Annotated in this window: 24 protein-coding genes and 2 pseudogenes; 11 read left to right on the forward strand and 15 right to left on the reverse strand. The window is 71.9% G+C overall.

From position 1 onward, the window contains the following. Positions 1 to 131: 131 nt before the first annotated feature. On the reverse strand, positions 132 to 350 hold the full coding sequence (locus tag OHB04_RS32855) for a hypothetical protein (RefSeq protein ID WP_326691274.1): 219 nt from the start codon (positions 348 to 350) through the stop codon (positions 132 to 134). Positions 351 to 424: 74 nt separating this feature from the next. On the opposite strand from OHB04_RS32855, the gene OHB04_RS32860 reads away from it, so the two are divergent. Beyond that, positions 425 to 1099 (forward strand): class I SAM-dependent methyltransferase, encoded by a 675-nt coding sequence (locus OHB04_RS32860; protein ID WP_326691275.1) that lies wholly within the window; start codon positions 425 to 427, stop codon positions 1097 to 1099. 118 nt (positions 1100 to 1217) lie between these two features. Here OHB04_RS32860 and OHB04_RS32865 read toward each other — a convergent pair whose 3' ends face one another. Next, entirely contained in the window at positions 1218 to 1823 is a 606-nt protein-coding gene (locus tag OHB04_RS32865; RefSeq protein WP_326691276.1) for a TetR/AcrR family transcriptional regulator, read from the reverse strand. Positions 1824 to 2084: 261 nt separating this feature from the next. Between OHB04_RS32865 and OHB04_RS32870 the strand changes: the two are divergent. Then, positions 2085 to 2831, forward strand: a pseudogene (locus OHB04_RS32870) (DMT family transporter); the annotation flags it as partial. 187 nt (positions 2832 to 3018) lie between these two features. Beyond that, complete coding sequence (locus OHB04_RS32875; protein ID WP_326808876.1) at positions 3019 to 4254, forward strand: TerD family protein; 1236 nt, start codon at positions 3019 to 3021, stop codon at positions 4252 to 4254. A gap of 172 nt (positions 4255 to 4426) precedes the next feature. On the opposite strand, the gene OHB04_RS32880 is transcribed toward OHB04_RS32875, so the two are convergent. From OHB04_RS32880 to OHB04_RS32890, 3 genes are all read right to left on the reverse strand, one after another. Then, positions 4427 to 4855 (reverse strand): SSI family serine proteinase inhibitor, encoded by a 429-nt coding sequence (locus OHB04_RS32880; protein WP_326691277.1) that lies wholly within the window; start codon positions 4853 to 4855, stop codon positions 4427 to 4429. A gap of 361 nt (positions 4856 to 5216) precedes the next feature. Then, entirely contained in the window at positions 5217 to 5498 is a 282-nt protein-coding gene (locus OHB04_RS32885; protein WP_326693030.1) for a GlsB/YeaQ/YmgE family stress response membrane protein, read from the reverse strand. Between the two features lie 164 nt (positions 5499 to 5662). Further along, positions 5663 to 6478 (reverse strand): NAD-dependent epimerase/dehydratase family protein, encoded by an 816-nt coding sequence (locus OHB04_RS32890; protein WP_326693031.1) that lies wholly within the window; start codon positions 6476 to 6478, stop codon positions 5663 to 5665. A 284-nt stretch (positions 6479 to 6762) separates the two neighbouring features. Between OHB04_RS32890 and OHB04_RS32895 the strand changes: the two genes are divergently transcribed. Both OHB04_RS32895 and OHB04_RS32900 read left to right on the forward strand, forming a co-directional pair. After that, positions 6763 to 7722 carry a 5-dehydro-4-deoxyglucarate dehydratase gene (locus tag OHB04_RS32895; protein ID WP_326691278.1) on the forward strand — a complete coding sequence of 320 codons (960 nt, stop codon included), beginning with the start codon at positions 6763 to 6765 and terminating at the stop codon, positions 7720 to 7722. Further along, positions 7722 to 8975: a hypothetical protein gene (locus OHB04_RS32900; protein WP_326808877.1), complete on the forward strand. Its 1254-nt coding sequence runs from the start codon at positions 7722 to 7724 to the stop codon at positions 8973 to 8975. Before OHB04_RS32895 ends, OHB04_RS32900 begins: the two co-directional genes overlap by 1 nt. Positions 8976 to 9247: 272 nt before the next feature. Here OHB04_RS32900 and OHB04_RS32905 read toward each other — a convergent pair. After that, a pseudogene (locus OHB04_RS32905) lies at positions 9248 to 9537 on the reverse strand (penicillin-binding transpeptidase domain-containing protein); the annotation flags it as partial. 223 nt (positions 9538 to 9760) lie between these two features. Between OHB04_RS32905 and OHB04_RS32910 the strand changes: the two are divergent. Both OHB04_RS32910 and OHB04_RS32915 read left to right on the forward strand, forming a co-directional pair. Next, positions 9761 to 10318 carry a carboxymuconolactone decarboxylase family protein gene (locus OHB04_RS32910; RefSeq protein ID WP_326691280.1) on the forward strand — a complete coding sequence of 186 codons (558 nt, stop codon included), beginning with the start codon at positions 9761 to 9763 and terminating at the stop codon, positions 10316 to 10318. Between the two features lie 93 nt (positions 10319 to 10411). Further along, positions 10412 to 10777, forward strand: a complete 366-nt coding sequence (locus tag OHB04_RS32915) for a VOC family protein (RefSeq protein WP_326691281.1) — start codon at positions 10412 to 10414, stop codon at positions 10775 to 10777. Between the two features lie 120 nt (positions 10778 to 10897). Here the strand turns inward: OHB04_RS32915 and OHB04_RS32920 are convergent, their stop codons facing one another. The 5 genes from OHB04_RS32920 to OHB04_RS32940 all read right to left on the reverse strand — a co-directional run bounded on the left by OHB04_RS32920 (position 10898) and on the right by OHB04_RS32940 (position 16257). Beyond that, complete coding sequence (locus tag OHB04_RS32920; protein ID WP_326691282.1) at positions 10898 to 11566, reverse strand: response regulator transcription factor; 669 nt, start codon at positions 11564 to 11566, stop codon at positions 10898 to 10900. Next, positions 11563 to 12891 carry a sensor histidine kinase gene (locus tag OHB04_RS32925; RefSeq protein ID WP_326808878.1) on the reverse strand — a complete coding sequence of 443 codons (1329 nt, stop codon included), beginning with the start codon at positions 12889 to 12891 and terminating at the stop codon, positions 11563 to 11565. The genes OHB04_RS32920 and OHB04_RS32925 overlap by 4 nt, the downstream gene beginning before the upstream one ends. Before the next feature lie 98 nt (positions 12892 to 12989). After that, positions 12990 to 14078 carry a hypothetical protein gene (locus tag OHB04_RS32930; RefSeq protein ID WP_326808879.1) on the reverse strand — a complete coding sequence of 363 codons (1089 nt, stop codon included), beginning with the start codon at positions 14076 to 14078 and terminating at the stop codon, positions 12990 to 12992. Positions 14079 to 14260: 182 nt separating this feature from the next. Next, positions 14261 to 15190: an endonuclease/exonuclease/phosphatase family protein gene (locus OHB04_RS32935; protein ID WP_326808880.1), complete on the reverse strand. Its 930-nt coding sequence runs from the start codon at positions 15188 to 15190 to the stop codon at positions 14261 to 14263. A 296-nt stretch (positions 15191 to 15486) separates the two neighbouring features. Continuing rightward, positions 15487 to 16257: an IclR family transcriptional regulator gene (locus OHB04_RS32940; RefSeq protein ID WP_326691286.1), complete on the reverse strand. Its 771-nt coding sequence runs from the start codon at positions 16255 to 16257 to the stop codon at positions 15487 to 15489. A 137-nt stretch (positions 16258 to 16394) separates the two neighbouring features. On the opposite strand from OHB04_RS32940, the gene OHB04_RS32945 reads away from it, so the two are divergent. Beyond that, positions 16395 to 17906 (forward strand): aldehyde dehydrogenase (NADP(+)), encoded by a 1512-nt coding sequence (locus OHB04_RS32945; RefSeq protein WP_326809566.1) that lies wholly within the window; start codon positions 16395 to 16397, stop codon positions 17904 to 17906. A 91-nt stretch (positions 17907 to 17997) separates the two neighbouring features. On the opposite strand, the gene thpD is transcribed toward OHB04_RS32945, so the two are convergent. From thpD to ectA, 4 genes are all read right to left on the reverse strand, one after another. Continuing rightward, on the reverse strand, positions 17998 to 18897 hold the full coding sequence (gene thpD, locus OHB04_RS32950) for an ectoine hydroxylase (RefSeq protein WP_326808881.1): 900 nt from the start codon (positions 18895 to 18897) through the stop codon (positions 17998 to 18000). Between the two features lie 99 nt (positions 18898 to 18996). Further along, positions 18997 to 19401 (reverse strand): ectoine synthase, encoded by a 405-nt coding sequence (locus OHB04_RS32955; RefSeq protein ID WP_326691288.1) that lies wholly within the window; start codon positions 19399 to 19401, stop codon positions 18997 to 18999. Between the two features lie 97 nt (positions 19402 to 19498). Further along, positions 19499 to 20767, reverse strand: coding sequence for a diaminobutyrate--2-oxoglutarate transaminase (gene ectB, locus OHB04_RS32960; RefSeq protein ID WP_326691289.1), 1269 nt, complete (start codon positions 20765 to 20767; stop codon positions 19499 to 19501). A gap of 94 nt (positions 20768 to 20861) precedes the next feature. After that, positions 20862 to 21380 carry a diaminobutyrate acetyltransferase gene (gene ectA / locus OHB04_RS32965; protein ID WP_326808882.1) on the reverse strand — a complete coding sequence of 173 codons (519 nt, stop codon included), beginning with the start codon at positions 21378 to 21380 and terminating at the stop codon, positions 20862 to 20864. A 447-nt stretch (positions 21381 to 21827) separates the two neighbouring features. Here ectA and OHB04_RS32970 point away from each other — a divergent pair, with 447 nt between their 5' ends. The 3 genes from OHB04_RS32970 to OHB04_RS32980 all read left to right on the forward strand — a co-directional run bounded on the left by OHB04_RS32970 (position 21828) and on the right by OHB04_RS32980 (position 24889). Then, positions 21828 to 22934 carry an amidohydrolase family protein gene (locus tag OHB04_RS32970; RefSeq protein ID WP_326691291.1) on the forward strand — a complete coding sequence of 369 codons (1107 nt, stop codon included), beginning with the start codon at positions 21828 to 21830 and terminating at the stop codon, positions 22932 to 22934. Between the two features lie 154 nt (positions 22935 to 23088). After that, positions 23089 to 23496, forward strand: a complete 408-nt coding sequence (locus OHB04_RS32975) for a YciI family protein (protein WP_326808883.1) — start codon at positions 23089 to 23091, stop codon at positions 23494 to 23496. 64 nt (positions 23497 to 23560) lie between these two features. Beyond that, positions 23561 to 24889: an RNA polymerase sigma factor gene (locus OHB04_RS32980; protein ID WP_326808884.1), complete on the forward strand. Its 1329-nt coding sequence runs from the start codon at positions 23561 to 23563 to the stop codon at positions 24887 to 24889. Positions 24890 to 24898: the final 9 nt, after the last annotated feature.

Below are 24898 nucleotides of genomic sequence, written 5' to 3' on the forward strand. Positions count from 1 at the left end.
CCGCCCCTCCGCTCCCGGCCCCGGCCCGCTCCCGCTTCCGTTCCCGCTCCGTTCCCGGCCTGGGAGTGATCACCGAGCGCCTGCCCGGGCTCCGTGCCGTGAAACGGGCAGGGTCCCACCGGGGCGGCGGGTCACTCCACGTCGCGGCCCCAGATCTCGTGGTTGCCGCCCCGCCAGTCGATGACCTCGTCGTCGTAGAGGTCGACCGTGGCGATGTCGAGGCCCGCCCGGCGGAGGTACTCGATGAGGTCGGTCAGCCCATACGCCGTACCCAGGGTCTCGCCGTGCGCGGTGACACGGCGGCCCCCCTCGGGCAACGGCGGGTGTACGACGACAATGGGCGGATTCATACCCCCAGGCTGCGCCAGCGTGGCCCCCGCCGCATTTCGGAGCCCCGGGCGCCCCCAGGGGGTACCGTCTGGCCATGGCTGCTGTTCGCCCTGATGTACACGGCTTCTGGGAAGCCGACGGTGCGACGAAGACGTTCACCCACGCGCTCGACCCCGGGCTGCTGGCCGCCTACGTCCCCCGGGACGCCCGCGTCCTGGACTACGGGTGCGGATACGGCCGCCTCACGGCACGGCTCACGGCGCTCGGATACGAGCGGGTCGTCGGCGTCGACCCGGCGCGGGCCATGATCGAGCGCGGACTGCGCGAGAGCCCCCGGCTCGCGCTGCGCCATCAGTCCGAACTGCCCCTGCCGGACAGGGACGGGTCATACGATGCCGCGCTGCTGTTCGCCGTCCTCACCTGCATCCCCGACGACGCCGCACAGCGCGTGACCGTGGCGGAGCTGGCGCGAGTGATCAAGCCCGGGGGAGTGCTGTACGTCAGCGAGGTGCCGCTCCAGAGCGACGAGCGCAACGTGAGCCGTTACGCGTGCTACCGCGAAGCGGCCACCGCGCCGCTGCGTCCGTACGGCACGTTCACCACGCCCGACGGCGGATTCTTCCGGCATCACACCCCCGACCACCTGCGCACGCTCCTGGACGACCACGGCTTCGGCATCGCAGAGGAGCGCACCGGCACGTTCCCCACGCTCAACGGCCACACCGCCGAGAGCCTCCAGCTGCTGGCCCGCAGGCGCGCCGAAGTCTAGGGCCGCTCGTTCGGATTCTCGCGGACCCGCGAAGATCCAAACGGGCGGACGCTGCCCTGGCCGGGACCGTCCCGTCGATCGGCCCTCACGCGGTCCTCACGCAGCCCTCACGCGGACGTCATGTGGCCGTCGCGCGGTCCAGCGCGGCCTCGGCCATCGCGCGGGCCGCGCCGACCGGGTCGTCGACCACGCCGATCCCGCGCAGCACCATGACGCCCTCGTGCAGCAGCGTCAGCTCGTCGGCGAGGCGGCCGGCCCGGCCCGGGTCCGTGACCCCGGCAGCCGCGCCCAGCTCGTACAGATAGCCGCGCAGCCAGCGCTTCTGCTCCGTGATCACCTGCCGCCCCGGATGCGCGGGGTCGGGCAGTTCGGCGGCGGCGTTGACGAAGCCGCAGCCGCGCGGATTGCGCCGGAGCATCCACTCGGCCAGCGCGTCCAAGGTGGTCAGCACCCGCCCGCGCGGCCCGCCGTCGTACCCGTCCACCCACTCGGTGAGCCAGGCGCGCCAGCGCTGGTCGCGTTCGCGCAGATACGCCGCGATCAGCGCGTCCTTGCCGCCGAAGCGGTCGTAGAGCGTCTTCTTGGTGACGCCCGCCTCTTTGGCGATCAGGTCGACGCCGACGGCGGTGATGCCGCGTTCGTAGAAGAGTGTGGCCGCCGCGTCGAGGATCTTCCGCGCGCCTGGGGTCAGTTCATCCGGTGGCACCGCGCTCACTTCGCTCACCTTCCTCGCCCGCCCTTTCGCTCGTCTTCCTTGCCGTTCGCACCGGCGTTGTCCGGCTTCCTTGCGGCACGGCCTCCTTGCAGTAAACCGATCTGTCTAGTTCACTCTACTACGAGCACGGGTAAACAGATCGGTCTACCGCGCTGTCCCTCGTCGTCAGGAGGTCCCATGTCAGCCGCACCCGCACCCGCACCCGTATCGGCAGCCGCCCGCTCCTCCGGGGCGCTCGTCTCGACAGGCGTGTCCGCCGGTCTTGTCGTCATGTGGAGTTCCGGCTTCATCGGCGCCGAACTCGGCACCCGCGAGACCGGCGCCGACACGCTCTTGATGTGGCGGTTCCTCGTCGCGGGCGCGCTGCTGGGCGGAGCCTGGCTGCTGCTGCGGCGGCGCAGGCTGCCCGCACGCGCGCTCGCCGAACAGTCCGCGATCGGGCTCCTCTCCCAGGGTGTCTACCTCGGCTCCATCGTCTGGGCCGTCGGCCTGGGGGTGCCCTCGGGGACCTCCGCGCTGATAGCCGCGCTCCAGCCGCTGGCCGCCGGAGCGCTGGCCGGGCGGCTGCTCGGCGAACAGGTCTCGCGCCGCCAGTGGGCCGGGCTCCTGACCGGACTGGGCGGCGTCGCGCTCGTCGTACGGGACGACCTCGCGGCGCAGGGCGCGGCCCCGCCGTGGGCGTACGCGCTGCCGTTCGCGGGCATGGCGGGGCTGCTAGCAGCCAGCTTCCTGGAGCGCCGCGCGCACCATCCGCTGCCCGCCGCCGACGCGCTGCCGCTGCACTGCGTGGTGAGCGCGCTCGTCTTCTCCGCGGTGGCGGGCGCGCTGGGGCACGCCGCGCCGCCCGCCTCCTCCGGCGGTTTCTGGCTCGCCGTCGCCTGGGTCCTGGTGCTGTCCACCGTCGGCGGCTACGGCTTCTACTGGATGAGCCTGCGCCGCGACGGTGTCACCCGCACCAGCGCGCTGATCTACCTCACGCCGCCGACGACCGTGCTGTGGGCGTACTTCATGTTCGGCGACGCCCCAGGGGTGGGCGCCGCGTTGGGCATGCTGGTGTGCGTGGGCGGAGTGGTGGCCGCGACGGTACGGCCCCGCGCCGGAACGGGGACCCGGGCAGCCCGAGCGGAGACCCAGGCAACCGGAACGGGGACCTCGGCAAAGGAACCGCAAAGCGTGGCCGGTCGTTACCCCCGACATGACGGCAATGACTCCCGGCTCCAATCTTCCGCTGACCGCGCAGCGCGTGGCGGTGGATGTGACCGCACCCACCAAGCTCGACATCTCGGCCCTGCTGCTGGGCCCCGAGGGCAAGGTGCGTTCGGACGACGATTTCGTCTTCTACAACCAGCCGAGCGCGCCCGGAGTGACCCACAGCACCGGTGCCGCTGACTCCATCACCGTGGAGACCGGGGCAGTTCCCGCCGACATCGCGAAGGTCGTCGTCACCGCGAGCCTGGACAGCGGTGCCACCTTCGCCGGCACGGAGCCCACGGCCACGGTCCGCGACGCCGCGACGAACGCGGTGCTCGCCACCTTCACCCCACCCCAACTCGGCACGGAGACGGCCTTGCTGGTGGTGGAGCTGTACCGCAGGAACGACGCGTGGAAGGTGCGCGCCGTGGGCCAGGGGTACGCCAACGGCCTGGGCGGGATCGCTTCGGACTTCGGGGTGAACGTGGAGGAGCCGCCGCCCGCCGCCTCCGCCCCATCGGCCCCCGCAGCCCCGGCTGCGCCTCCCGCTCCCTCCGCGCCCGTTCCCTCCGCGCCGCCGGTCGCGGCGGCTCCCTCCGCTCCCTCTGCCCCCTCCGCTCCGACGGCTCCTTCGGCGCCCCCCGCGGCGCCGGCGCCGGCAGGGAAGATCAATCTGGACAAGGGGAAGGTCAGCCTCCAGAAGAATCAGACGGTTTCCCTGGTCAAGGGCGGTCAGCCGCTGCTCAGTTCGGTCCGGATGGGCCTCGGCTGGGAGCCCGCCTTCCGCGCGGGCAGGCGGCCCCAGGACATCGACCTGGACGCCTCGGTGATCGCCTACGACGCCAACCGCAAGAAGATCGACTCCTGTTACTTCGGCAAGCTCGCCATCCTGGGCGGTGTCATCCAGCACTCGGGCGACAACCTCACGGGCGAGGGTTCGGGGGACGACGAGGTCATCACCGTCCACCTCGGCGATCTGCCCCCGCAGGTCACGGGCCTGGTCTTTACGGTGAACTCGTTCTCGGGCCAGAAGTTCACCGACGTCGCCAAGGCGTACTGCCGGCTGCTCGACGGCTCCGGCGCCGAGCTGGTGCGCTTCGACCTGACCCACTCCGAGCCGCGCACCGGTGTCCTCATGGCCAAGTTCGTACGGCAGTTCACCGGCGAGTGGGACATGACGGCCCTCGGTGAGTATGTCGACTCACGCACGGTGCGCGGGATGGTCAAGCCGGGAGCCGCCGCGCTGTGAAGCCCGTAGGCGCTGTGAGCCCGTAGCGCTGTGAACATCCCGTAGCGCCGTGAGCTTCCGCCGACGCGAGAGGGCGGGCCCACACCCCACACCATGGCGGCGGGCCCGCCCTCGGCGGGAGGTCCGGAGGCCGGCGCGCTACAGGACTGGCGGGCTTCAGGCCCCGTGGGCTTCAGAAGTCGAAGACGGGGCCGGTGGCCGCGTGCAGGGTGCAGGCGTTGGGGAAGGTCTTCTGCCAGCTCACGGGTCGGCCCCGGTGGGTGCCCTGTGCGCTCACCGTCACCGGGTCGTACTCCTTGGTGCAGGGGCCGTGGTCACCCGACAGGGCGTCGAGGTCGCCCCCGGCCCGGTCCAGCGCCGCGCACGCCTCGACGGCGTGGGGGTGGTGTCCGTGCGGTGCCGGTTCGCAATCCAGCGTCACCCCGCGGACCCAGGTGTGCTCGGAGCCCGAGACGGTCAGGAAGACGCCGTGGGAGGGCCGGGAGTGCTGGGGGCCTCGCGGGCCGGCGGCGGCGGAGTGCGGGGCCAGCAGCGGGAGGGCGAGGGCAGCGGCGGCCAGAGTGGCTCCGGCGAGGGGGCGGGTGAAGAGTTGAGTGCTCACGCCCGTTCAACGAGACGGAGCGTGACGGGTCACCCACGCGGGCGACGTGAACGGGGGCGGACGCGGCGGGCGGTTGACCGCCGGAATCCCCCGTGACGGTGCGGCTCTCTCGCCAGGACCGCCCTCTTGCCAAAACCGCCCGGGTCTCCCCGTGCGCGGGGCACGCGGGAGACCCGGGTGGTTCGGGTGGCCCGTTCAGTTCAGGACTGCGGACGCCGGCCGTGGTTGGCGGCGTTGCCGCGGCGGGCCTTCTTCTTACGGCGACGCTTGGATGACATGAGCGCCTCCTCTCGCTGTGGTACGTAAAGGTTTCTCCGCGTTTCTACCACTTCATCCTGTCGGTTGTCCGGCCGATCAAGGTTCAGCGGCGGTCACGGGAGTGGCCGAAGAGGAGACGATAGACGATCAGGAGTACCAAGGAGCCCGCGATGGCGGCGACCCAGAGGCTCGGATCGACAAAGTTGTTGTCTATCGGGCGGTCCAGGAAGGTGGCCGAGAGCCAGCCGCCGAGGAAGGCGCCCGCGATCCCGATGAGTACGGTGCCGACCACGCCGCCGGGATCGCGCCCCGGCAGCAGGATCTTGGCGATGCCGCCCGCGATCAGACCCAGGATGATCCAGCTCACCACGCCGGAGTGAGCCAGGTCCGAGAGCGTGTCCGAGCCCGAGGACGAGCCGGAGTCGGCGAGCAGGGTCAGGTGGGTGAGCTGCGTGGTGGGCATACGAAGGGGCCTCCCCGTGGCTGATCGGTTGCGGTCCCATCATGCCCCGTACGCCTGAAGGCCCCTTCAGGTGCCCCGTCGGGCCGTCAGTGGGGCCACTGCGGCGGGTGGGTGCAGAAGTGGCCGCCCAAGTGCGCCTGGTCCGGGTTGGAGGTGTCCAACTCGCCGTGCTGTTCGATCAGTTTGGCGGCGTACGGCTCCGAATCGTCGCGCGGCTCGTACCCCAGCGCGCGCGCCGAGGTCAGGTCCCACCACAGGCGGGTGTTGGCGGAGGAGCCGTAGACGACTGTGTGGCCGACGTTCTCGGCCGTCAGCGCCGCGTGGAAGAGCCGGGCGCCGTCGGCGGGGCTCATCCACATCGACAGCATCCGCACCGAGGTCGGCTCGGGGAAGCAGGAGCCGATGCGCACCGAGACCGTCTCGATGCCGTGCAGGTTCCAGTAGAGCTGCGCGAGATCCTCGCCGAAGGACTTGGAGAGGCCGTAGAAGGTGTCGGGGCGGCGCGGCGCTTCCACGGGGACGCGGGGCGCGCCCTCCTCGGGCACGGGCGTGAAGCCGACCACATGGTTGGAGGAGGCGAAGACGATCCGGCGCACGCCCTCGGCACGGGCGGCCTCGTACAGCGCGTGGGTGCCGCGGATGTTGGCGGCGAGGATCTTCTCGAACGAGGACTCCAGCGAGATGCCCGCCAGATGGATGACCGCGTCCACGCCGCGCACGGCGGCGCGGAGTGTCTCGCTGTCCGCGGTGGCCAGATCCACGGCGAGCGAGCCGGGCTCGTCCTGGACCGGGCGCAGATCGAGCAGCCGCAGCTCGTACCCGTAGGACGGCAGCAGCTCGCGCATCAGCGTGCCGACGCCGCCGGCGGCGCCTGTGAGCAGGACGGTGCGGGGTGCGGGCATCGGCAGGGTCTCCATCTGTAAATGGCATTCACATATATGGGAAAACGCTAAGGAGTGCCCCCTCCGGCGTCAAGGGAGCGGCGCCGGGTCCGGCTGGCCCGGTGGAGTGGTGAAATCCGGTCCCCGGTAACCGACTTCGGCCTTGACCGGCGCAGATGCGCTGCCTTAGCGTGGCATTTGTTCAGGAATATGGACGCAGATCAGAAACGTGCACGGCGGGGAATGGCAGCGTGTGCACTTGTCTGTCGCCGTCAGGCGTGACCCGACCCTCCAAGGAGCGCCGCATGCCCTCGTCCCAGCCCTCGTCCGCCTCCGTGCGTCCGCTCGCCGAGCGGCTCGGCGGGCTGCTCTTCTTCCCCGTCACCGCCTTCGCGCCGGACGGCTCCGTCGACCTCGACGTGTTCCGCGCGCATGTGCGCAACGGCATCGAGGCGGGCGCGGGAGCCGTTTTCGCCTGCTGCGGCACGGGCGAGTTCCACGCGCTCGCGCCGGAGGAGTTCCGCGACTGCGTGGCGGTCGCCGTCGAGGAGGCGGAGGGCAGGGCACCTGTCGTGGCGGGCGTGGGCTACGGCACGGCGCTGGCCGCCGAGTTCGCCGCACTCGCCGAAGAGGCGGGTGCCGACGGTCTGCTGGCGATGCCGCCGTACCTCGTCGTGCCCGACCAGGATGGGCTGCTGCGGCACTACACCACGCTGGCCGAGGCCACCTCCCTGGACCTCGTCGTCTACCAGCGCGACAACGCCGTCTTCACCCCCCGCACCGTCGTCGAGCTGGCCCGCCATCCCGGCATCGTCGGGCTCAAGGACGGGTACGGCGACGCCGACCTGATGCAACGCATCATCACCGCCGTGCGCGGCGCGGGCCTGGAGCGGGACTTCCGCTACTTCAACGGCCTGCCCACCGCCGAACTGACCGAGCTCGCCTACCGGGTCCTCGGCGTGACCCTCTACTCCTCCGCCGTCTTCTGCTTCGCGCCCGAGATCGCGCTCGCCTTCCACGCGGCGCTCGACTCCGGCGACGACGCCACCGTCCACGAACTGCTCGACGGCTTCTACGTACCGCTGGTCGAACTGCGCAACCAGGGCAAGGGATACGCCGTTTCGCTGGTCAAGGCGGGCGTGCGGCTGCGCGGCCTGGACGTGGGCGAGGTGCGCCCGCCGCTGTCCGAACCCTCGCCCGCACATGTGAAGGAGCTGGCCGCGCTGATCGAGCGCGGCCTGGAACTGGTCGGGGCCGGCCGCTGATGCGCGCCTCCGCCTTCGTCTACCCCTGGGACATCGTCGGCGACCCCGAGGCGCCCGGCCGGCTCGCGGCGCTCGGCGTCCAGCAGGTCACACTCGCCTCCGCCTACCACTCCACCCGCGCCCTCACCCCACGCCACCCGCGTCACCGCGTCGTCACCGCCCGGCACTCCGCCGTCCTCTATCCGCCCGAGGCGCATCGCTGGACGGCCGGCGCGCCCCGTCCGTACACCCAGGACTGGCTGCCGAGCGAGGACCCCGGCGGGCCCTACGCCGAGGCCGCCCGCGCGCTGACCGGCGCCGGACTCGATGTCCACTCCTGGGTGGTCCTCGCGCACAACTCCCGCCTGGGCGAGGACTTTCCGCACACCAGCGTCCGCAACGCCTACGGCGACCGCTACCCCTGGGCGCCGTGCGTGGCGCGTCCCGAGGTGCGCTCCTACGCGGTCGCCCTCGCGGCCGAGGCGGCCGTACGGCACGGCACCGGCACGCGAGGCACCGAGCTGGAGTCCTGCGGCTGGTACGGCTTCGCGCACCTGCACGCCCACGACAAGGTCGCGGGAGTGCCGCTGGACGGGGTGGGCGCTGCGCTGATGTCCCTGTGCTTCTGCGAGGTGTGCGAGGAGGGGTACGCCGGACTCGGTGCGGACCCCGGGCGGCTGCGCCGTACCGTCATCGCCGCGCTGGAGCCGCTGTGGCGCGGTGAACGCTCCCGCCCCGCCCCGGGGCCGGGCGGGAGGGCGGGGGAGCGCGCCGCTCTCCGCGCGCTCCTCGGCACCGAAAGCGCCGCGCTGTTCGCGACCTGGCGCGGCGGAGCGGCGCGCCGCCTCCAGCGCGAGGCGGTCGCCGCGGTACGGGAGGAGGCGGCACGGGGCCCCTCCGGCGGCGCGGCGGACTTCCGGGTCCTGCTCCACGCCGATCCGGCCCTCCACCGCACCGGGGCCAACGCGGGCACCGAACCCGCCGATGTGCTCGCGCACGCCGACGGGGTGGTCGTCCCCTGTCCCGGCGGCGCACCGGGGGCGGACGAACGGGCCGACGCGCTGGGGCCTTTCGCCGCGCACGCGGGTGGCACGACGACGCTCGCCGCCAACTTCACCGTCGTCTCCGGTATGGGCGGCTCGCCCGGCACCCTCGCCGACGACGCCGCGCACGCGCGCTCGCTCGGCGCGCACGAACTGCGCCTCTACCACGCGGGCCTCGCCTCGGTACCCGACCTGGAGACCGCCGCCGCGGCGCTTCGTCAGCTGCGCTGAGGCCAGGCCGCTTCTCCGCGCTCTTTCCGCCGCGAGGCCCCGCCACGGCGTTCACGTCCCGCGGTGTGGGTCGCCCCCCCACGTTCCGCCGCCATGGTGCCCGGCCACGATGCTCGTGTTCGGCGGTGCCGTGCCTGCTTGCCGGGCTGGGGTGTGCGGGGCACCGCCGGGCTCCGCCGTAGTGGTTGTTCGCCGCTGCGGCGGAGGCGGACGCGGAGGCGGAGGTGGAGGCCCCGGCACCGTGGGCGGGCGGCCTCCGGCGCGAGCCGGGATCAGCGTAGGGCGGCCTTCACCATCTTCTTCGCGATGGGAGCCGCCAGGCCGTTGCCGCTGACCTCCGCGCGGGTCGCGTCCGAGTCCTCGACCATCACGCCACGGCGACCTTCTTGCCCGAGTCGCTCTTGGCGTACGAGGTGAACCAGGCGTACGGCGTACCGCTGTTGTCCACGCCGTGCTGGGCCGTGCCCGTCTTGCCGCCGACGGTGGCGCCGTCGGTCTTCGCGTTGCTGCCGGTGCCCTTGTCGACCACCGTCTCCATGGCGGACCCGAGCTGCTCGGCGTTGTCGGCGCTCATCACCCGGTGCGAGCCGGGGTTGTCGTAGGAGCGCAGCGTACCCCGCCCGAGTCCTGGACCTGCCACGCTCCGGGACGCGTCCGGGAGCGGGAGAGTGCGCCGATGTCACAACGTCCGGGCCGCCGTCCGTCGTACCCGTGTGCGCCGGCGAACGGTCCTCCCGTCAGGCCGGTGTCCGTGAACGGAACGCTCTCGACCCGGAGGAACGATCATGCCCCGCATCTCACTCGACCCGCCGCGCAGCCTCGTCCTACGGCTGGTCTCGTGGTATTCGCGCCGCAAGTTCGGCACGGTGATTGAGCCCGTACTGGCCGCGGGGCACCACCCCGGGGTGCTGCTCGTCGGGGGGATCTTCGAGGTCGGCACGGAGCGCTGGAAGGCCCTCGATCCCGGCCTCAAGCAGCTCGCGCTCATGGCCTCGGCCGCGCGCATCGAGTGCACGTGGTGCATGGACTTCGGTCACTGGTCGGCCGAGGAGATGGGCCTGCCCATGGAGCGCGTCCAGCACGTGCCCCGGTGGCGCGAGCACCGTGAGATCTTCAGCGCCATGGAGCTGGACGTCATGGAATACGCGGAGGCCATGACCGACACCCCGCCGCGCGTGCCGGACGAACTGGCGGAGCGGCTGCTGGGTCGGCTCGGCGAGAAAGCGTTCGTGGAGCTGACCATGACGGTCGCCGTCGAGAACATGCGCTCGCGCACCAACAGCGCCTTCGGCCTGACGGGGCAGGGCTTCTCCGACCACTGCGAGGTGCCCTTCCAAGGCTGAACGGCCACCCGTCGGCGGATTCACCGGCCGGCTCGCGGGCGGCGCGGTGAAATGCGGGCGACATCCGTGCCCTTGCGGTGGAAGCCTGGGGACATGCTCGATCACATCGCCATCCAGGTACGCGACGTCGCCGCAAGCGCCGCCTTCTACGACGCCGTGCTCGCCCCGCTCGGCGGTGAGCGCAAGAAGCAGTTCGGCCAGAACGTCAGCTTCGGTGTGACCGGACACCCGCTGTGGCTGGTTCCCACCAGCGACCGGGCGCCGGCGCGCGAGGTGCACATCGCCTTCGCGGCGGCCGACCGCGCCACCGTCGACGCGTTCTACGCCGCCGCCCTCGAGGCGGGCGCCGAGGGTCTGCACGCGCCGCGGCTGTGGCCCGAGTACCACGAGGCGTACTACGGCGCGTTCGTCCGCGACCCGGACGGCAACAACATCGAGGCCGTCTGCCACACCGCGTAGCAACGCCCGCATCACGGGGGCGGGCGTGGCTACGCGGTCCGGCAGACAGCGCTCGGCCGGCGTGACTCAGCGGGAGTGACCAGTTCGGACGCGGCCGGAGGCGACGCGGCCGGACGCCGCTCAGCCGGGCGTCACAAAACCGTGCTCGTACGCCATGATCACGGCCTGGGTCCTGTCCCGCGCGCCGAGCTTGGTGAGCACGGCGGCCACATGCGTCTTCGCGGTCGCGGTACCCACGCCGGTGCGCGCCGCGATCTCGGCGTTGGTCAGCCCCTCGGCCATCAGCCGCAGGACGTCCGCCTCGCGTGCGGTCAGCCGTGCGGAGAGCGCCTCGGCGCGCCGGGAGCGGGCGTGCCGCGCCGCCAGCGCCCGCACGGCGGCGGGAAACAGCAGTGATTCGCCGCGCGCCACCACCCGCACTCCCGCCACCAGGTCCTCGGCCGTCGTGCGCTTGAGGAGAAAGCCGTGTGCTCCGGCGCGCAGCGCGTCGTAGACGTACGAGTCGTTCTCGAAAGTGGTCAGGATCAGGATGCGCGGGGCCGCCTCGCCCAGGGTGGCCAGGATCCGCTCGGTGGCGCGGAGGCCGTCGATCTCGGGCATCCGCACATCCATCAGCACCACGTCGGGGCGCAGTTCGCGCACGAGGGAGACGGCCTCGCCGCCGCCCGCCGCCTCGCCCACCACCTCGAACCCGGGCTCCGCCGTCAGGATCGCGCGCAGCGCCGTGCGGACCATGCGCTCATCGTCCGCGAGGACGACCCGCAGCGCGGGGACGGGGTCGGCATTCATGAGGTGCTCTCCGGTCTCGTGGTTCTCGTCTCCAGCGGCAGCCGCGCCGTCAGCCGCCATACGCCGTCCTCGGCCCCCGCGTGCGCCACGCCGTCCAGCAGCGCGGCGCGCTCCGCGAGGCCCGCGAGCCCGCGTCCCCCGGACGGACGGCGCGGAGGGGGATCCGCGTCAGCCATCCGGTTCTCCATGAAGAGGATCAACAGCTCGCGCTCCGGGGAGCGGTGGCGCTCCAGCCGCACGTGTACGGGCACACCTGGCGCGTGCCGCAGCGCGTTGCTCAGACCCTCCTGGAGCACGCGGAAGGCGGCGGCGGACATCTCGACCCCCAGGAGCGCCAGCGGCTCCAGCGCGGCGTCGACGGTGACGTCCACCTCGGTGCCGGTCGCGCGGGTACGGGCGAGCAGGCCCTCGAGTCCCGTGGCCAGGGTGGGTGCGGTGGAGTGCCCGTCGTCTTCCGAGCGGGCGTCCTGGTCCTCGCGCAGCACGCCGAGTACCGCGTCCAGTTCGGCCACCGCGCCCCGGCTGGTCTCCTCGATCGAGGCCAGCGCCTCGCGTACGAAGCCCGCGTCCGTCTCCAGCACCCTGCGCGCCGCGCTCGCCTGGAGCGAGACGGCGCTGAGCGCGTGCCCCACCGAGTCGTGCAGCTCGCGCGCCAGCCTGTTGCGCGCCGCCAGGTCCGCGGCACGGCGCTCGGCCGCCGCCAGCCGGTCGGCGGGGGTGGGCCCCAACAGAGCAGGCGCGCACCGGGCCAGCAGCGCCCCCGCGCCGTACACCAGTGCCAACAGGCCCGCCAGCAGGGCGAATCCGGCGACCGGCGCTGCCCACAGCGCGGCACCCTCGTGGTCCCACGGCCAGTTCCAGTCCCTCTCCCGCAGCCCGGGGACGAAGGGAAAGGCCAGGAGGACGAGGGCCATGGGCGGGGTCGCCAGTGACGCGCCGCTGACGAGGGCGCCCAGGCCCGCGTGGAGCGTGAACCAGGCGGCCGAGCGCCGCCGTGCCGCCCAGGTGCGGGCGGGTCCGGTGGCCAGCGCGCCCGCCCGCACCCCGCACAGGGCGCGGACCGAGGCCGTCTCCAGGGTCCGCAGGGACGGCAGCAGCCCGGCCACCGCCGCCAGCGGCAGCGCCAGCCCGAACCCCGCGAACTGCCAGCCGTACGACTGCCCGAAGGCCGTCGCCTCGCCGGGCCACGCGATGCCGAGGCCGACCATCACCAGCAGGAAGAACGGGGTCAGCAGCGCACCGCCCTGGAGCAGATGCACCCAGCGCAGCCCCAGCCGCCGCACCCGCTCCCGCCCGGTCACAGTTTCCCGCTCCCGCCCGGTCACAGCCTCCCCCGTTCCTTCTCCGCGCCGCGATGAGGCAGCGTAACGGCGTACGCGCCGCCTCACCGCTGCCGCCCCTGCCCCCGGCCGCCCCGCCGCCCTCACACCCGCGAGGCCGCGGGCGCCGTCTCCTCCCGTGCCGTCGCCTCCAGCGCTGTTCCCTCCAGTGCCGTCACCGTCGCGTCCTGCCCTCCGCCGGCAGGCAGCGCACGGGCCCGGAGCACCAGCACCTGTGTGGCGAGCCCGGCGATCAGCAACCCCGCGAGGGCCTGCACGGAGTAGACGCCCTCCATGGCGGCGGTCGCCCGCTGGCCCGCCGGCTTGCCCGCAGCGGACAGCGCGCCCATCAACAGCCAGCCACCCCAGCACGCCAGGGTGCCCGAGCCGGCCCAGGCGGCGGCCAGCGGGCCCCACAGCCGGGCCCCGCCCCGGCGCCCTTCGGCGCGGGAGCCCGCCAGCCGCGCGGCTCCCGCGACGGCGAGGAGCGCGAAGAACAAGAACGCCGCGTTCGTGATCCGGCTGTCCGAACCGCTCCGTGCCGCGCTCGTCCCGCTCAGCCCGGCCTGCGAGCCCAGCGCCCACATCGCGTGCATGACGGCGGGTATCAGCGCCGCCAGTGCGCCGAGCGCGAACCAGCCCCGCCGCACCCCGCGTCCCCGCGACGGCAGCGGCAACTCGCTCAGCCGGGCGCGCAGGAGGGTGCCCCAGCGGTCGCGTACGTGGAGCACGAACAGGGCGCTCAGGGTGACCGCCTGGGCCAGGAAGCCGGTGTAGACCAGCGTCCACACCCAGCCGTCCAGCAGATCGCTCGCCGCCATGCGGCTCCCGTCCGCACCGGACGCCTGCCCGGTGCCCGGCCCGCCGCTGAGCGCCGCGTAGAGCTGCTGCACCGGGAAGGCGACCACGATCGGGCCCAGCAGCCCGCAGGCGCACCACAGGGGGAGCAGCAGCCAGGCGGCCGGAAGCCGTCGGCCCCACGGGCGGATGAGGGCGAGGACCAAAAGGATGACCGTGGCGTCCATGGCGACGGTCAGCGCGTTGACGGTCCACAAGGTGGTGCCGCCGTCCAGGAGGGGGCTGCCCTCGGGGATGCCCGCCCGGCCGCCGCACAGCCAGATGACTTTCAGAGTGAGATACGGGAGGCACGCCACGGCGGTCAGGAGCGCCAGACACGTCTTCGCTTTCGTCATGGAGACCACGCTTCCGGCACGGGCGCGGCGGCACGTCCTGCCCGGTGAGGAAGTGCCTCCGCCCCGCGGCGGAGACCGCCTCATCCCGTCAGCCGCTCCTCATCCGTTCAGCGCCTTCACACCCGCTGAGCCGTTCCTCATCCGCTGAGCCGCTCCTCATCCACCGAGCTGCCGCCGGATGCTCAGCGCGGCGCCACCGCCAGGTCGGTGACGACCGCGCCGTGGTCGGAGTAGAACTGCCCCGCGGGGTGGGAGGGGAGGCGCTTGTCGACGGTGAAGGACCGGTTCACGCGCAGGCCCCGGCCCTTGGCGAAGATGTAGTCGATGCGCTCGGGAGTGACCCGGTGATGCCGCTTGAGCGGGCTCCAGGTGCTGCCCGGGTGTGTGCACACGTTCGGGTGGGCCGCGCGGTAGGTGTCGCGGAAGCCCGCGTCGGTGATCATCCGGGTGGTCCGCAGGGCATAGGAGAGCCCGTAGTGGCGCGGGCAGCGCGCCCATTCCGCCGACCAGTCGGAGGCGGGGACGGTGTTGAGGTCGCCCGCCATCAGCACGGGCGAGTGGTCACCCTCGAGCATGAACGGGAGCTGGTGGCTGAGGATGTTCCGCAGCTGCGGGCTCTGCCTGTGCCGCTCGGCGGCTGCGACCTGTGCCCGGGTGTGGAGCAGGGGGCGGCCCGCCTTGGCGGCCTTGGCGTTGTTGTTCACCATGTTCCCGATCCAGGGGCGCGAGAAGGACAGCCAGGTGTCGACGAGGTTGAGCCGTCTGCCGTTCGGCAGGGCCACGCGTGCCCCGCCCGTGTTGAAGCCGGTGGCGGCGACGCGTCTGCGCGGTTCGGGGAAGACCTTCACCACGTTGTAGCGGGTGAAGATCCACAAGTTGTCCTTGTTCGGCCCCTGCCCGCCCCCGGTGACCTGCACCGCGCGGTAGGTCCCCTTGCCCGCGCGCTCGGTGAGCGCACGGCGGACGGCGTCGCCCGAGCCGTAGGTCTCGACGGCGAAGAAGACGTCGGGCTTCAGGGCGACGACCTGGTCGAGGAGCAGCCGCAGGTTCTTGCGGCCCCCGAGGACCCTGTCCTCGCCGCCGTGCCGGATGTTCCAGGACAGCACCCGCACCGGCTGGGCCGAAGCCGAAGCCGAAGCCGAAGCCGATGTCGGGGCCGAGGGGGACGCCGATGCCGAGGGTGGCGCCGGGGACCGTGCGGGCGCCGATGACGCCGCTGCCGACGGGAGCAGCAGCGCACCGCCCGCGAGGGCGAGGCCGCAGCTCAAAACGGTGGCTCTACGGCTCGGGCGCCCGGCCTTCCGGTATGTGGTCCGCGTCTTCCGATATGTGGTCCGCATGCCGGGATTGGATCAGTGCGCTAATCGGAAGCAAAGGTTCCGCGCCGGGGATCGGCTGCCCGTGGCGCTCACAGCCTCCGGGTGGCGTGCATCAGACGGTCCTTCGCGTCGAAGAGCGCGTCCTTGATCATCTGCTCGTGCGCCGGGGTCAGCCGGGCCACCGGCACCGAGCAGCTGATCGCGTCGCGGGCCGGCGTGCGGTACGGGACGGCGATGCCGAAGCAGCGCAGCCCCAGCGTGTTCTCCTCCCGGTCGACCGCGTAGCCCTGCTCCCGTACCAGGTGCAGCTCCTCGATGAGCTTCTCGCGGTCGGTGAGGGTGTGCTCCGTGAGCTGCGCCAGGCTCTCCGGCAGCATCTTGCGCACCTGCTCGTCCGAGTGCGTGGCCAGCAGTGCCTTGCCGAGCGAGGTCGAGTGCGCGGGCAGCCGCCGCCCGACGCGGGTGAAGGGCCGCAGATAGTGCTGCGACTGGCGGGTGGCCAGATAGACGACGTTGGTCCCGTCCAGCCGCGCCAGGTGGATCGTCTCGGTGGTGTCGTCGGAGAGCCGGTCGAGGGTGGGCCGGGCCGCGGCCACCACCTCGTCGCCGTCGATGTAGGAGGTGCCGACCAGCAGCGCCCGTACGCCGATCCCGTAGCGCGTGCCCGTCGCGTCAGTCTCCACCCAGCCGAGGTCGACCAGCGTGCGCAGCAGCATGTAGAGGCTCGACTTCGGGTAGCCGACCGCCTCCTGGACGGTGGCGAGGGCGTGCATTCCGGGCCGCCCCGCGAAGAACTCCAGCAACTCCACCGTCCGCACGGCCGATTTGACCTGCGAACCCCCCGCCTCGGTACCCGACATCGACCTTGACCCCTCTGTTCGTACAGCCCTAGAGTCCCTGCTGAATTCACCTACAGAGACTTTGTTCAGCATACCGAACAGGGATCGCTGTGGGGGCCGGATCTCGCAGGAGGACTCCCGTGGCAGCAGCAGTACCAGTGTGGAGCGTTGACCCCCGGACCGGGAAGCGGCGGGAGCAGGTCACCGACGAGGCCACGGCCCCCGACGTGGACGCCGCCGTACAGGCCGCGCACGCCGCGCTGCCCGCGCTCGCCGACCGTGGGGCGCGCGCCGCCTTCCTGCGCGCCGCCGCCGACCGGCTGGAGGCCGGGCGGGAGAAGATCGTGGCCACGGCCGACGCCGAGAGCGCGCTGGGCGAGCCCCGGCTGTCCGGCGAACTCGGGCGCACCACCGGACAGCTGCGCGCCTTCGCCGACGAGGTCGAGGACGGCGGCTACCTCGGCGTCATCGTCGACCACGCCGACGCCACCCTCACCCCGCCCCGGCCCGACCTGCGCCGCTACCGGGTCCCGATCGGCGTCGTCGCCGTCTACGCGGCCTCCAACTTCCCCCTCGCCTTCTCCGTTCCCGGCGGTGACACCGCCAGCGCGCTCGCCGCCGGCTGCCCCGTCGTCGTCAAGGCCCACCCCGACCACCCCGCGACCTCGGCACTGTGCGGGGACGCGCTGCGTGCTGCCGCCGTCGAGACCGGGCTTCCCGAGGACGTGGTCAGCGTCGTGCACGGCTTCGACGCCGGGGTCGAACTGGTGCGGCACCCACTGGTCGCCGCCGCCGGGTTCACCGGCTCCGTACGCGGCGGCCGGGCCCTGTACGACGCGGCGGCGGCCCGCCCCCGCCCCATTCCCTTCCACGGGGAACTCGGCTCCCTCAACCCCGTCGTGGTCACCCCGGCCGCCGTCGCCGAGCGCGCCGAGGAGATCGGTGAGGGCCTGGGCGGCTCGGTGACGCTGGGCACGGGCCAGTTCTGCGTCAAGCCCGGCCTCGTCTTCGTCCCCGAGGGCGACGCCGGCGACCGGATGCTCGGCACGCTCACCGAACGCCTGCACGGAGCGGCCCCCGGGCACCTGCTCGACGACCGGATGCGCGAGGCGTTCCTCGACGGGGTCGCGGCCCGCTCGGCCCTCGACCACGTCGAGACCCCCGTCACCCCCGGCACCGGCGACGACGGCCGTGCGGTGCGGCCAGGGCTGCTCACCGTCACGGCGGACGCGCTCGGTGACGGGCACGAACTGCTGCTGGAGGAGTGCTTCGGGCCGGTGACCGTCGCCGTGCGCTACGGCGACGAGGCCGAGGTCGAAGAGGTGCTCGGACGGCTTCCCGGAAGCCTCACGGCCACCGTGCACCTCGGCGCGGCGGAGGCCACGGGCGCGGGCGGATCGGCCGCGGCCCTGCTCGCGCGGCTGACGCCGCTGGCGGGGCGCGTGCTGGTCAACGGCTGGCCCACGGGCGTGGCGGTCACCACGGCGCAGCACCACGGCGGGCCGTACCCCGCGACGACGTCGACCTCCACCTCGGTCGGGGCGACCGCCGTCGAGCGGTGGCTGCGGCCCGTCGCCTACCAGGACACCCCCCAGCCGCTGCTGCCGCTGGAGCTGCGCGACGAGAACCCGCTGAAGCTGCCGCGACGGGTCGACGGCCACCGCGAGTGACCTTGCCCCGGCTCCGGCCGGAGCAGCCCCGGCCGAGCAAGCCGGAGGGGCGGGTGCGCCGTGCGCCCCGCCCCTGGGTGTTCCGGCCGTATTACTTCACGGGAGTGAAGTCCCGTGCCCCGATGTACTCGGGACGGCGGACGGGTGCGGCGAAGGGTTCCACCGCTTCGTTCTCCACGCTGTTGAAGACGATGAAGACATTGCTCCGTGGGTACGGAGTGATGTTGTCACCGCTTCCGTGCATGCAGTTGCAGTCGAACCAGGTCGCCGAGCCGGCCTTGCCCGTGAACAGCTTGATGCCGTGTGCGTCGGCGAACTTGGTCAGGGACTCGTCGGACGGAATCCCCGCGTCCTGCATCTGCAGCGACTTCTTGTAGTTGTCCTTCGGCGTCTCACCCGCACAGCCGAGGAAGGTCTTGTGCGACCCCGGCATGATCATCAAGCCGCCGTTGGTGTCGTAGTTCTCGGTCAGCGCGATCGAGACCGACACGGTCCGCATGTTCGCCAGACCGTCTTCCGCGTGCCAGGTCTCGAAGTCCGAATGCCAGTAGAAACCTGTGGCGCCGAAGCCCGGCTTGACGTTGATCCGGGACTGGTGGACGTAGACGTCCGAGCCCAGGATCTGCCGCGCCCTGCCCACCACACGCGGGTCCCGCACGAGCCGTGCGAAGACCTCGCTGATCTTGTGCACCTCGAACACGGTCCGGATCTCCTCCGACTTCGGCTCGACGATCGAGCGTTTGTCGGAGCGGATCTCCGGATCCGAGGTGAGCCGTTCCAGTTCCGCGCGCAGGGCGTCCACCTCGTCGGAGGTGATCAGCTCGTCGATCGCGAGGAACCCGTCCCGCTCGAAGCCCGCCAGGTCCGTGGCCCTGATGGGCCCTGGAGTACCCGGTTCGGACCACACGACGGGGTTCATCCGCGGGGTGGCCACCTCGGTGGTTCCGCGAGTCGGGTACAGGTCGGCGGTGCGCTCGGGTGCGATGGTCATGGTGGTGCCTTCCTCTCCTCTCGTACGGCCCTGTCCAGTGGGCGAAACAGCAGGAGCGGACCGGCACTGCCGGTCCGCGGCCCGGCTGGGAACTGTGGCTCAGCCCTCGTCGGGCTCGGTGAGCAGCGGGTAGACGCCGTTCTCGTCGTGGTCCTCCCGGCCTGTGACAGGCGGGTTGAAGACACACACGCACCGGAAGTCGGTCTTGGGGCGCATCGTGTGCTTCTCGTGCCCGTCGAGGAGGTACATCGTGCCGGGAGAGATCCAGTGCTTCTCGCCGGTTTCCTCGTTGGTGAGTTCTGCCTCGCCCTCAACGCAGAGTACGGCCTCGATGTGGTTGGCATACCACATTGACGTCTCCGTGCCTGCGTAGAGTGTCGTCTCGTGCAGGGAGAAGCCCACGCGCTCCTTGGCGAGCACGATGCGCTTGCTCTCCCATGTGCCCGAAGCCGCCTTGACGTGGCGGTCGGTGCCTTCGATGTCCTTGAAGGAACGAACGATCACGGTCTGATGGTGCCTTTCTCTCGTCCTGCCCCGTGGGGCGGTCATTACGGAACCGGCCCGTCCCGGGTTACCCGGGACGGGCCGTGTCAGGCGTGCGCTAGACGGTTTCGCGCACAGCGCGCGCGAGGATGCGCAGACCCTCGTCCAGCTCCTCGGGGGTGATGGTCAGCGAGGGCAGCAGTTTGACGACCTCGCTCTGCGGACCCGAGGTCTCGATGAGCATGCCCAGGTCGAAGGCGCGGCGCGCCACGGCGTTGGCGAGGCTCTTGTTGTGGAACTCCAGGCCCCACACCAGGCCGCGGCCCCGGAAATCGGCGATTTCGGCGGTGTGCTCCTCGGCGATGGCCTTGAGCGCGGCCTCGACCTGCTCGCCGCGCGCCAGGGTCTGCTTCTCCATCTGGCCGTCGGCCCAGTAGGTCTGGAGGGCGACGGTGGCCGTCACGAAGGCCGGGTTGTTGCCGCGGAAGGTGCCGTTGTGCTCGCCCGGCTCCCAGACGTCCAGCTCCGGCTTGAACAGCGTGAGCGCCAGGGGCAGGCCGTAGCCGCCGATGGACTTCGACAGCGTGATGATGTCCGGCTCGATGCCCGCCTCCTCGAAGGAGAAGAAAGCACCCGTTCGGCCGCAGCCCATCTGGATGTCGTCGACGATGAGCAGCATGTCGTGCCGCTTGCACAGGTCGGAGAGCGCGCGGAGCCACTCGGCGCGGGCGACGTTGATGCCGCCCTCGCCCTGCACGGTCTCCACGATCACGGCGGCCGGCTTGTTGAGCCCGGAGCCCTGGTCCTCCAGCAGCCGCTCGAACCAGATGAAGTCCTCGGTGGCGCCGTTGAGGTAGTCGTCGAACGGCATCGGAGTGCCGTGCACCAGCGGGATACCGGCCCCGGCGCGCTTGAAGGCGTTGCCGGTGACCGCGAGCGAGCCCAGCGACATGCCGTGGAAGGCGTTGGTGAACGAGACGATCGACTCGCGGCCCTTGACCTTGCGGGCCAGCTTGAGCGCGGCCTCCACGGCGTTGGTGCCGGTCGGGCCCGGGAACATCACCTTGTGGTTCATTCCGCGCGGCTTGAGGACCGTCTCGGAGAACGTCTCCAGGAAGGCCCGTTTGGCGCTGGTGCTCATGTCCAGGCCGTGCACGACCCCGTCCCGCTCCAGGTAGTCCAGGAGGGCTCGTTTGAGAACGGGGTTGTTGTGGCCGTAGTTGAGCGTGCCCGCTCCGGCGAAGAAGTCGAGGTAGGTGTGCCCGTCCTCGTCGTACATGTGGGCGCCCTGGGCCCGGTCGAAGATGGTGGGCCAGGCGCGGCAGTAACTGCGCACCTCCGACTCGACGGTCTCGAAGACGCTGAGGTCCGGCTGGGTGATGGTCACAGCTTGCTCCTGGGAGTGAGTTGCGTGAGAAAGAAAGTCTTCGGGGGGTGGGCCGGCAACGGTGCCGTACCCGCGTGCGGATGGGCCGTGTACGTCAGCGCCGCGCCGCGGCGCCGGGAAACACGACCGGGCCTATCCGGTACAGCACCTCCGGCTCGTGCCCGTCCTCGGGGAACAGGCCGGCGTCGAAGAGCACCTCTTTGGCGACCGCTGCCGAGTGGCGCCGGCCGTAGGAGGCGAACAGCCGGTTGGAGGGGGTGTTGTCCGGGGTGACCGTGGTCTCGACGCTGTCGATACCGGACTCCTCGGCGACGCGGAGCGTCAGCCCGTCGAGCATCGCGGCTGCGAGCCCCCGGCCCTGGGCCGTCTCGTCGACGGCGACCTGCCAGACGACGAGGGTGGCGGGCTGCTGGGGGCGGACGTAGCCGGTGATGAAGCCGACCGGCTCGCCGCCGCCGTCGCGGGCGACGACCGAGGTGGCCGCGAAGTCGCGGCACCACAGCAGGTAGCTGTACGAGGAGTTGAGGTCGAGGGTCCTGGAGTCACGGGCGATGCGCCAAATCGCGACTCCGTCCTCCACACGAGGCGTGTCGAGCTTCAGTCCCTCCGGCATTTCCAAGAAATCGCTATGGGCACGTGCATGGTCTGCTTGTGCGGCGGTCATGCGGATTCAATTTACCCAGCAGAATCCGAAACTGCACGGGGGTGAGGGGTTACGTGAGGGGGGTGCATTGTGTTATCGCGCAGGGGCGCGCAGGCGCGCAGCGCTCCCGTTTCTGGCCCTCAATTAAGCGGATTTGTCCGGGTATAGCAGACCAGCTGTGGAGTCCGTCACAGTGACGTAACGACGACGAGTTGCGTCCGAATTGCGGGATCGAGGTCCCGTGAAAACTTAGTGTTTGAGGTGACGGAAAGCGGGCAGAAGAATACGGGAACCTGCGCCTGGAAATGCGCCTGAATTGCATCCTAATCCAGTGCGCAAGGGCGCGTCCCCCTTTTCGGGGTTTCGGATGTTCACCAGGCTTCGGATGTCCCCCGGCCCGCTCGTACAGTTCCGTCCATGAGCGAGCGTGACGCGAGTCTGCACATCAAGGGGCGGGTGCTGGCGGGGCCCGAGGACGTACGGGGCGAGCTGTGGGTCGTGGACGGCCGGATCACCTACGAGCGGCCCGCGCCACCGCGCGGCTCCGATCCCGGGCCCCGGACGCTGGAGGGCTGGGCGCTGCCCGGCCTGGTCGACGCCCACTGCCACGTGGGGCTCGACACCCATGGCCCCGTCGACGACATCACCAGTGAGAAGCAGGCCCTCACCGACCGTGAGGCGGGCGCGCTGCTGCTGCGTGACGCGGGCTCGCCCTCCGACACCCGCTGGATCGACGAGCGCGCCGACCTGCCCCGCATCATCCGCGCCGGGCGCCACATCGCCCGCACTCGCCGTTACATCCGCAACTACGCCCACGAGATCGAGCCGGGCGACCTGGCCGCCTACGTACGCAGGGAAGCCCGCCGGGGTGACGGCTGGGTCAAGCTCGTCGGGGACTGGATCGACCGGGAAGAGGGCGACCTGACCTCCTGCTGGCCGCGCTGGGCCATCGAGGAGGCGATAGCAGCCGCACACGAGGAAGGCGCACGTGTCACCGCGCACTGCTTCGCGGAGGACTCCTTGCGCGATCTGGTCGAGGCGGGTATCGACTGCGTCGAGCACGCGACGGGCCTGACCGAGGACACCATCCCGCTCTTCGCCGAGCGCGGCGTCGCCATCGTGCCCACGCTCGTCAACATCGCGACCTTCCCCCACCTCGCCGACGGCGGCGAGGCGAGGTTCCCCCGCTGGTCGGCACACATGCGCGAGCTGCACGCACGGCGCTACGAGACCGTGCGCGCCGCCTGGGAAGCCGGCATCCCCGTCTTCACCGGCACGGACGCCGGCGGCTCGGTGCCGCACGGGCTCGTGGGTCAGGAGGTCGCCGAACTGGTCAAGGCCGGAATCCCGCCCCTGGACGCGCTCTCCGCCACGGCCTGGCGGGCCCGCGACTGGCTCGGCCGCCCCGGCCTCACCGAGGGCGCCCCCGCGGATCTCGTCGTCTGCGAGGCCGATCCCCGCGCGGACGTGGGGGCTCTGGTGGCGCCGCGGCACGTGGTGCTGCGTGGACGAGTGGTGTCGTGAACCGCTGGGAACCCCGCGAGTGTGGCCGTCCGGCAGACGTGGGGGAGACGGTGTGAAAGTTTTTTCCCGGGACCTGTCGAGAGCGCGCCGCCGGCTCCGACGTACCCGTGAAGGCGCCCACCGGGGGCGCCAGGAAGACCCGGGAGAGTGGACCATGAAGTACATGCTGATGATCATGGGCGACCAGGCCACCTACGACTCCATGAGCGGCAAGGGGGGCTCCTCGGTCTGGACCGAGGCGGACATGCGGGCGATGTTCGCGCACATGGGGGCCCTCAACGACGAGCTGGCCGAATCCGGCGAGCTGGTCGACGCGAATGGTCTGAGCGCCCCCTCCGAGGCCAAGCTGGTCACCGCCAAGGACGGCAAGCCCCTCGTCTCCGACGGCCCCTACGGCGAGTCCAAGGAGGTGCTGGCCGGATACTGGATCTTGGATGTCGCCAGCGAGGAACGTGCCATCGAGATCGCCGCCAAGGCGTACTCCTGCCCCGTTCCCGAGGGCGTGGTCGACCCGCCCATCGTCGTCCAGCCCGTCCAGGAGGGCGGCGGATCCGAGATGTGAGACCCGCTGCCCGGGAAGCGGGCCGGATGCGAAGACCCGACCCGACCCGAGGAGCGGACAGGGCATGCCCGCGACCGCCGCGACCGAGGACCTGCTGCGCCGTCTGGCGCCGCAGGTCCTCGGCGCGCTCGTACGCCGCTACGGCCACTTCGACGCGGCTGAGGACGCCGTCCAGGAGGCCCTGCTGGCCGCCGCACGACAGTGGGACGCCGACGGAGACCCTGCTGGTGGGGCTGGTGGGGCTGGTGAGGCTGGTGAGGTCAGTGAGGCCGGTGGGGCCGGGGGAGCCGGCGGTTCCGGTGGGCGGCCCCAGAATCCGCTCGGCTGGCTCATCCGGGTGGCCTCGCGCCGGCTGACGGACATCCTGCGCGCCGAGGAGGCCCGCAGACGCCGCGAGGAGCGAGTGGCCGCCAGCGCGCCCCGCGACGAGCTCCTCGCGCCCCCGCCCGGTGAGAGCCGTGCACCCTCCAAGGACGACACCCTCACGCTGCTGTTCCTGTGCTGCCATCCGGTGCTCGGCCACGAGGCGCGCACCGCGCTCACCCTGCGTGCGGTCGGCGGCCTGACCACCGCCGAGATCGCCCGCGCCTACCTGGTGCCCGAGGCGACCATGGCCCAGCGCGTCAGCCGCGCGAAGCGGCGCATCAAGGAGGCGGGCGCGCGCTTCGTCCCGCCCGGGGAGAGGGAGCGCGCCGAGCGGCTGGGCGACGTCCTGCACGTGCTGTACCTCATCTTCAACGAGGGCTACACCGCCACGGCGGGCAGCAGCCTCCAGCGGCACGAACTCGCGGGGGAGGCCATCCGGCTCACCCGCGCCCTGCGCGCGCTCCTGCCCGCGAACGGCGAGGTGACCGGGCTGCTCGCACTGATGCTGCTGACCGACGCGCGCCGCGCGGCCCGCTCCAGGCCCGACGGGTCCCTGGTGCCGCTGGACGAGCAGGACAGGACGCTGTGGGACCGGGGGGCCGTCACCGAGGGGCTCGCGCTGGTCACCGAGGCGCTGTCCCACAAGCCCGTCGGCTCCTACCAGCTCCAGGCCGCCATCGCCGCCGTGCACGACGAGGCGGCCTCGGCCCAGGACACCGACTGGCCGCAGATCCTCGCCCTCTACGGGCTGTTGGAGCGCGTCGCACCCGGCCCCGTCGTGACCCTCAACCACGCCGTTGCCGCCGCCATGGTGCACGGTCCCCGGGTCGGCCTCAGCATGCTCGCGGCGCTGGAGGACGAGCCGGCCATGGAACGCCACCACAGGCTCGGCGCCGTACGTGCCCATCTGCTGGAGCGCGCGGGCGACCGGGAAGCGGCGCGTGCGGCGTACTCCGCCGCGGCGGAGCTGACCCTCAGCCTGCCCGAACGGCGCTATCTGCTGGCCCGCGCGGCACGGCTGGGCTGACAGCGGGGC

Origin of the sequence: Streptomyces sp. NBC_01775 (assembly GCF_035917675.1) — a bacterium.
Lineage (GTDB): Bacteria > Actinomycetota > Actinomycetes > Streptomycetales > Streptomycetaceae > Streptomyces.

What these genes read in the sequence shown, in the direction of transcription:
- OHB04_RS32975 (WP_326808883.1), top strand. Translation starts at nt 23,089, where the DNA reads ATGAAGTACATGCTGATGATCATGGGCGACCAGGCCACCTACGACTCC.
- OHB04_RS32895 (WP_326691278.1), top strand. Translation starts at nt 6,763, where the DNA reads ATGCCCTCGTCCCAGCCCTCGTCCGCCTCCGTGCGTCCGCTCGCCGAG.
- thpD (WP_326808881.1), bottom strand. Translation starts at nt 18,897, where the DNA reads ATGACCATCGCACCCGAGCGCACCGCCGACCTGTACCCGACTCGCGGA.
- OHB04_RS32930 (WP_326808879.1), bottom strand. Translation starts at nt 14,078, where the DNA reads ATGACGAAAGCGAAGACGTGTCTGGCGCTCCTGACCGCCGTGGCGTGC.
- OHB04_RS32915 (WP_326691281.1), top strand. Translation starts at nt 10,412, where the DNA reads ATGCTCGATCACATCGCCATCCAGGTACGCGACGTCGCCGCAAGCGCC.
- OHB04_RS32920 (WP_326691282.1), bottom strand. Translation starts at nt 11,566, where the DNA reads ATGAATGCCGACCCCGTCCCCGCGCTGCGGGTCGTCCTCGCGGACGAT.
- OHB04_RS32890 (WP_326693031.1), bottom strand. Translation starts at nt 6,478, where the DNA reads ATGCCCGCACCCCGCACCGTCCTGCTCACAGGCGCCGCCGGCGGCGTC.
- OHB04_RS32940 (WP_326691286.1), bottom strand. Translation starts at nt 16,257, where the DNA reads ATGTCGGGTACCGAGGCGGGGGGTTCGCAGGTCAAATCGGCCGTGCGG.
- ectA (WP_326808882.1), bottom strand. Translation starts at nt 21,380, where the DNA reads ATGCCGGAGGGACTGAAGCTCGACACGCCTCGTGTGGAGGACGGAGTC.
- OHB04_RS32910 (WP_326691280.1), top strand. Translation starts at nt 9,761, where the DNA reads ATGCCCCGCATCTCACTCGACCCGCCGCGCAGCCTCGTCCTACGGCTG.
- OHB04_RS32900 (WP_326808877.1), top strand. Translation starts at nt 7,722, where the DNA reads ATGCGCGCCTCCGCCTTCGTCTACCCCTGGGACATCGTCGGCGACCCC.
- OHB04_RS32860 (WP_326691275.1), top strand. Translation starts at nt 425, where the DNA reads ATGGCTGCTGTTCGCCCTGATGTACACGGCTTCTGGGAAGCCGACGGT.
- OHB04_RS32970 (WP_326691291.1), top strand. Translation starts at nt 21,828, where the DNA reads ATGAGCGAGCGTGACGCGAGTCTGCACATCAAGGGGCGGGTGCTGGCG.
- OHB04_RS32980 (WP_326808884.1), top strand. Translation starts at nt 23,561, where the DNA reads ATGCCCGCGACCGCCGCGACCGAGGACCTGCTGCGCCGTCTGGCGCCG.
- OHB04_RS32855 (WP_326691274.1), bottom strand. Translation starts at nt 350, where the DNA reads ATGAATCCGCCCATTGTCGTCGTACACCCGCCGTTGCCCGAGGGGGGC.
- OHB04_RS32875 (WP_326808876.1), top strand. Translation starts at nt 3,019, where the DNA reads ATGACTCCCGGCTCCAATCTTCCGCTGACCGCGCAGCGCGTGGCGGTG.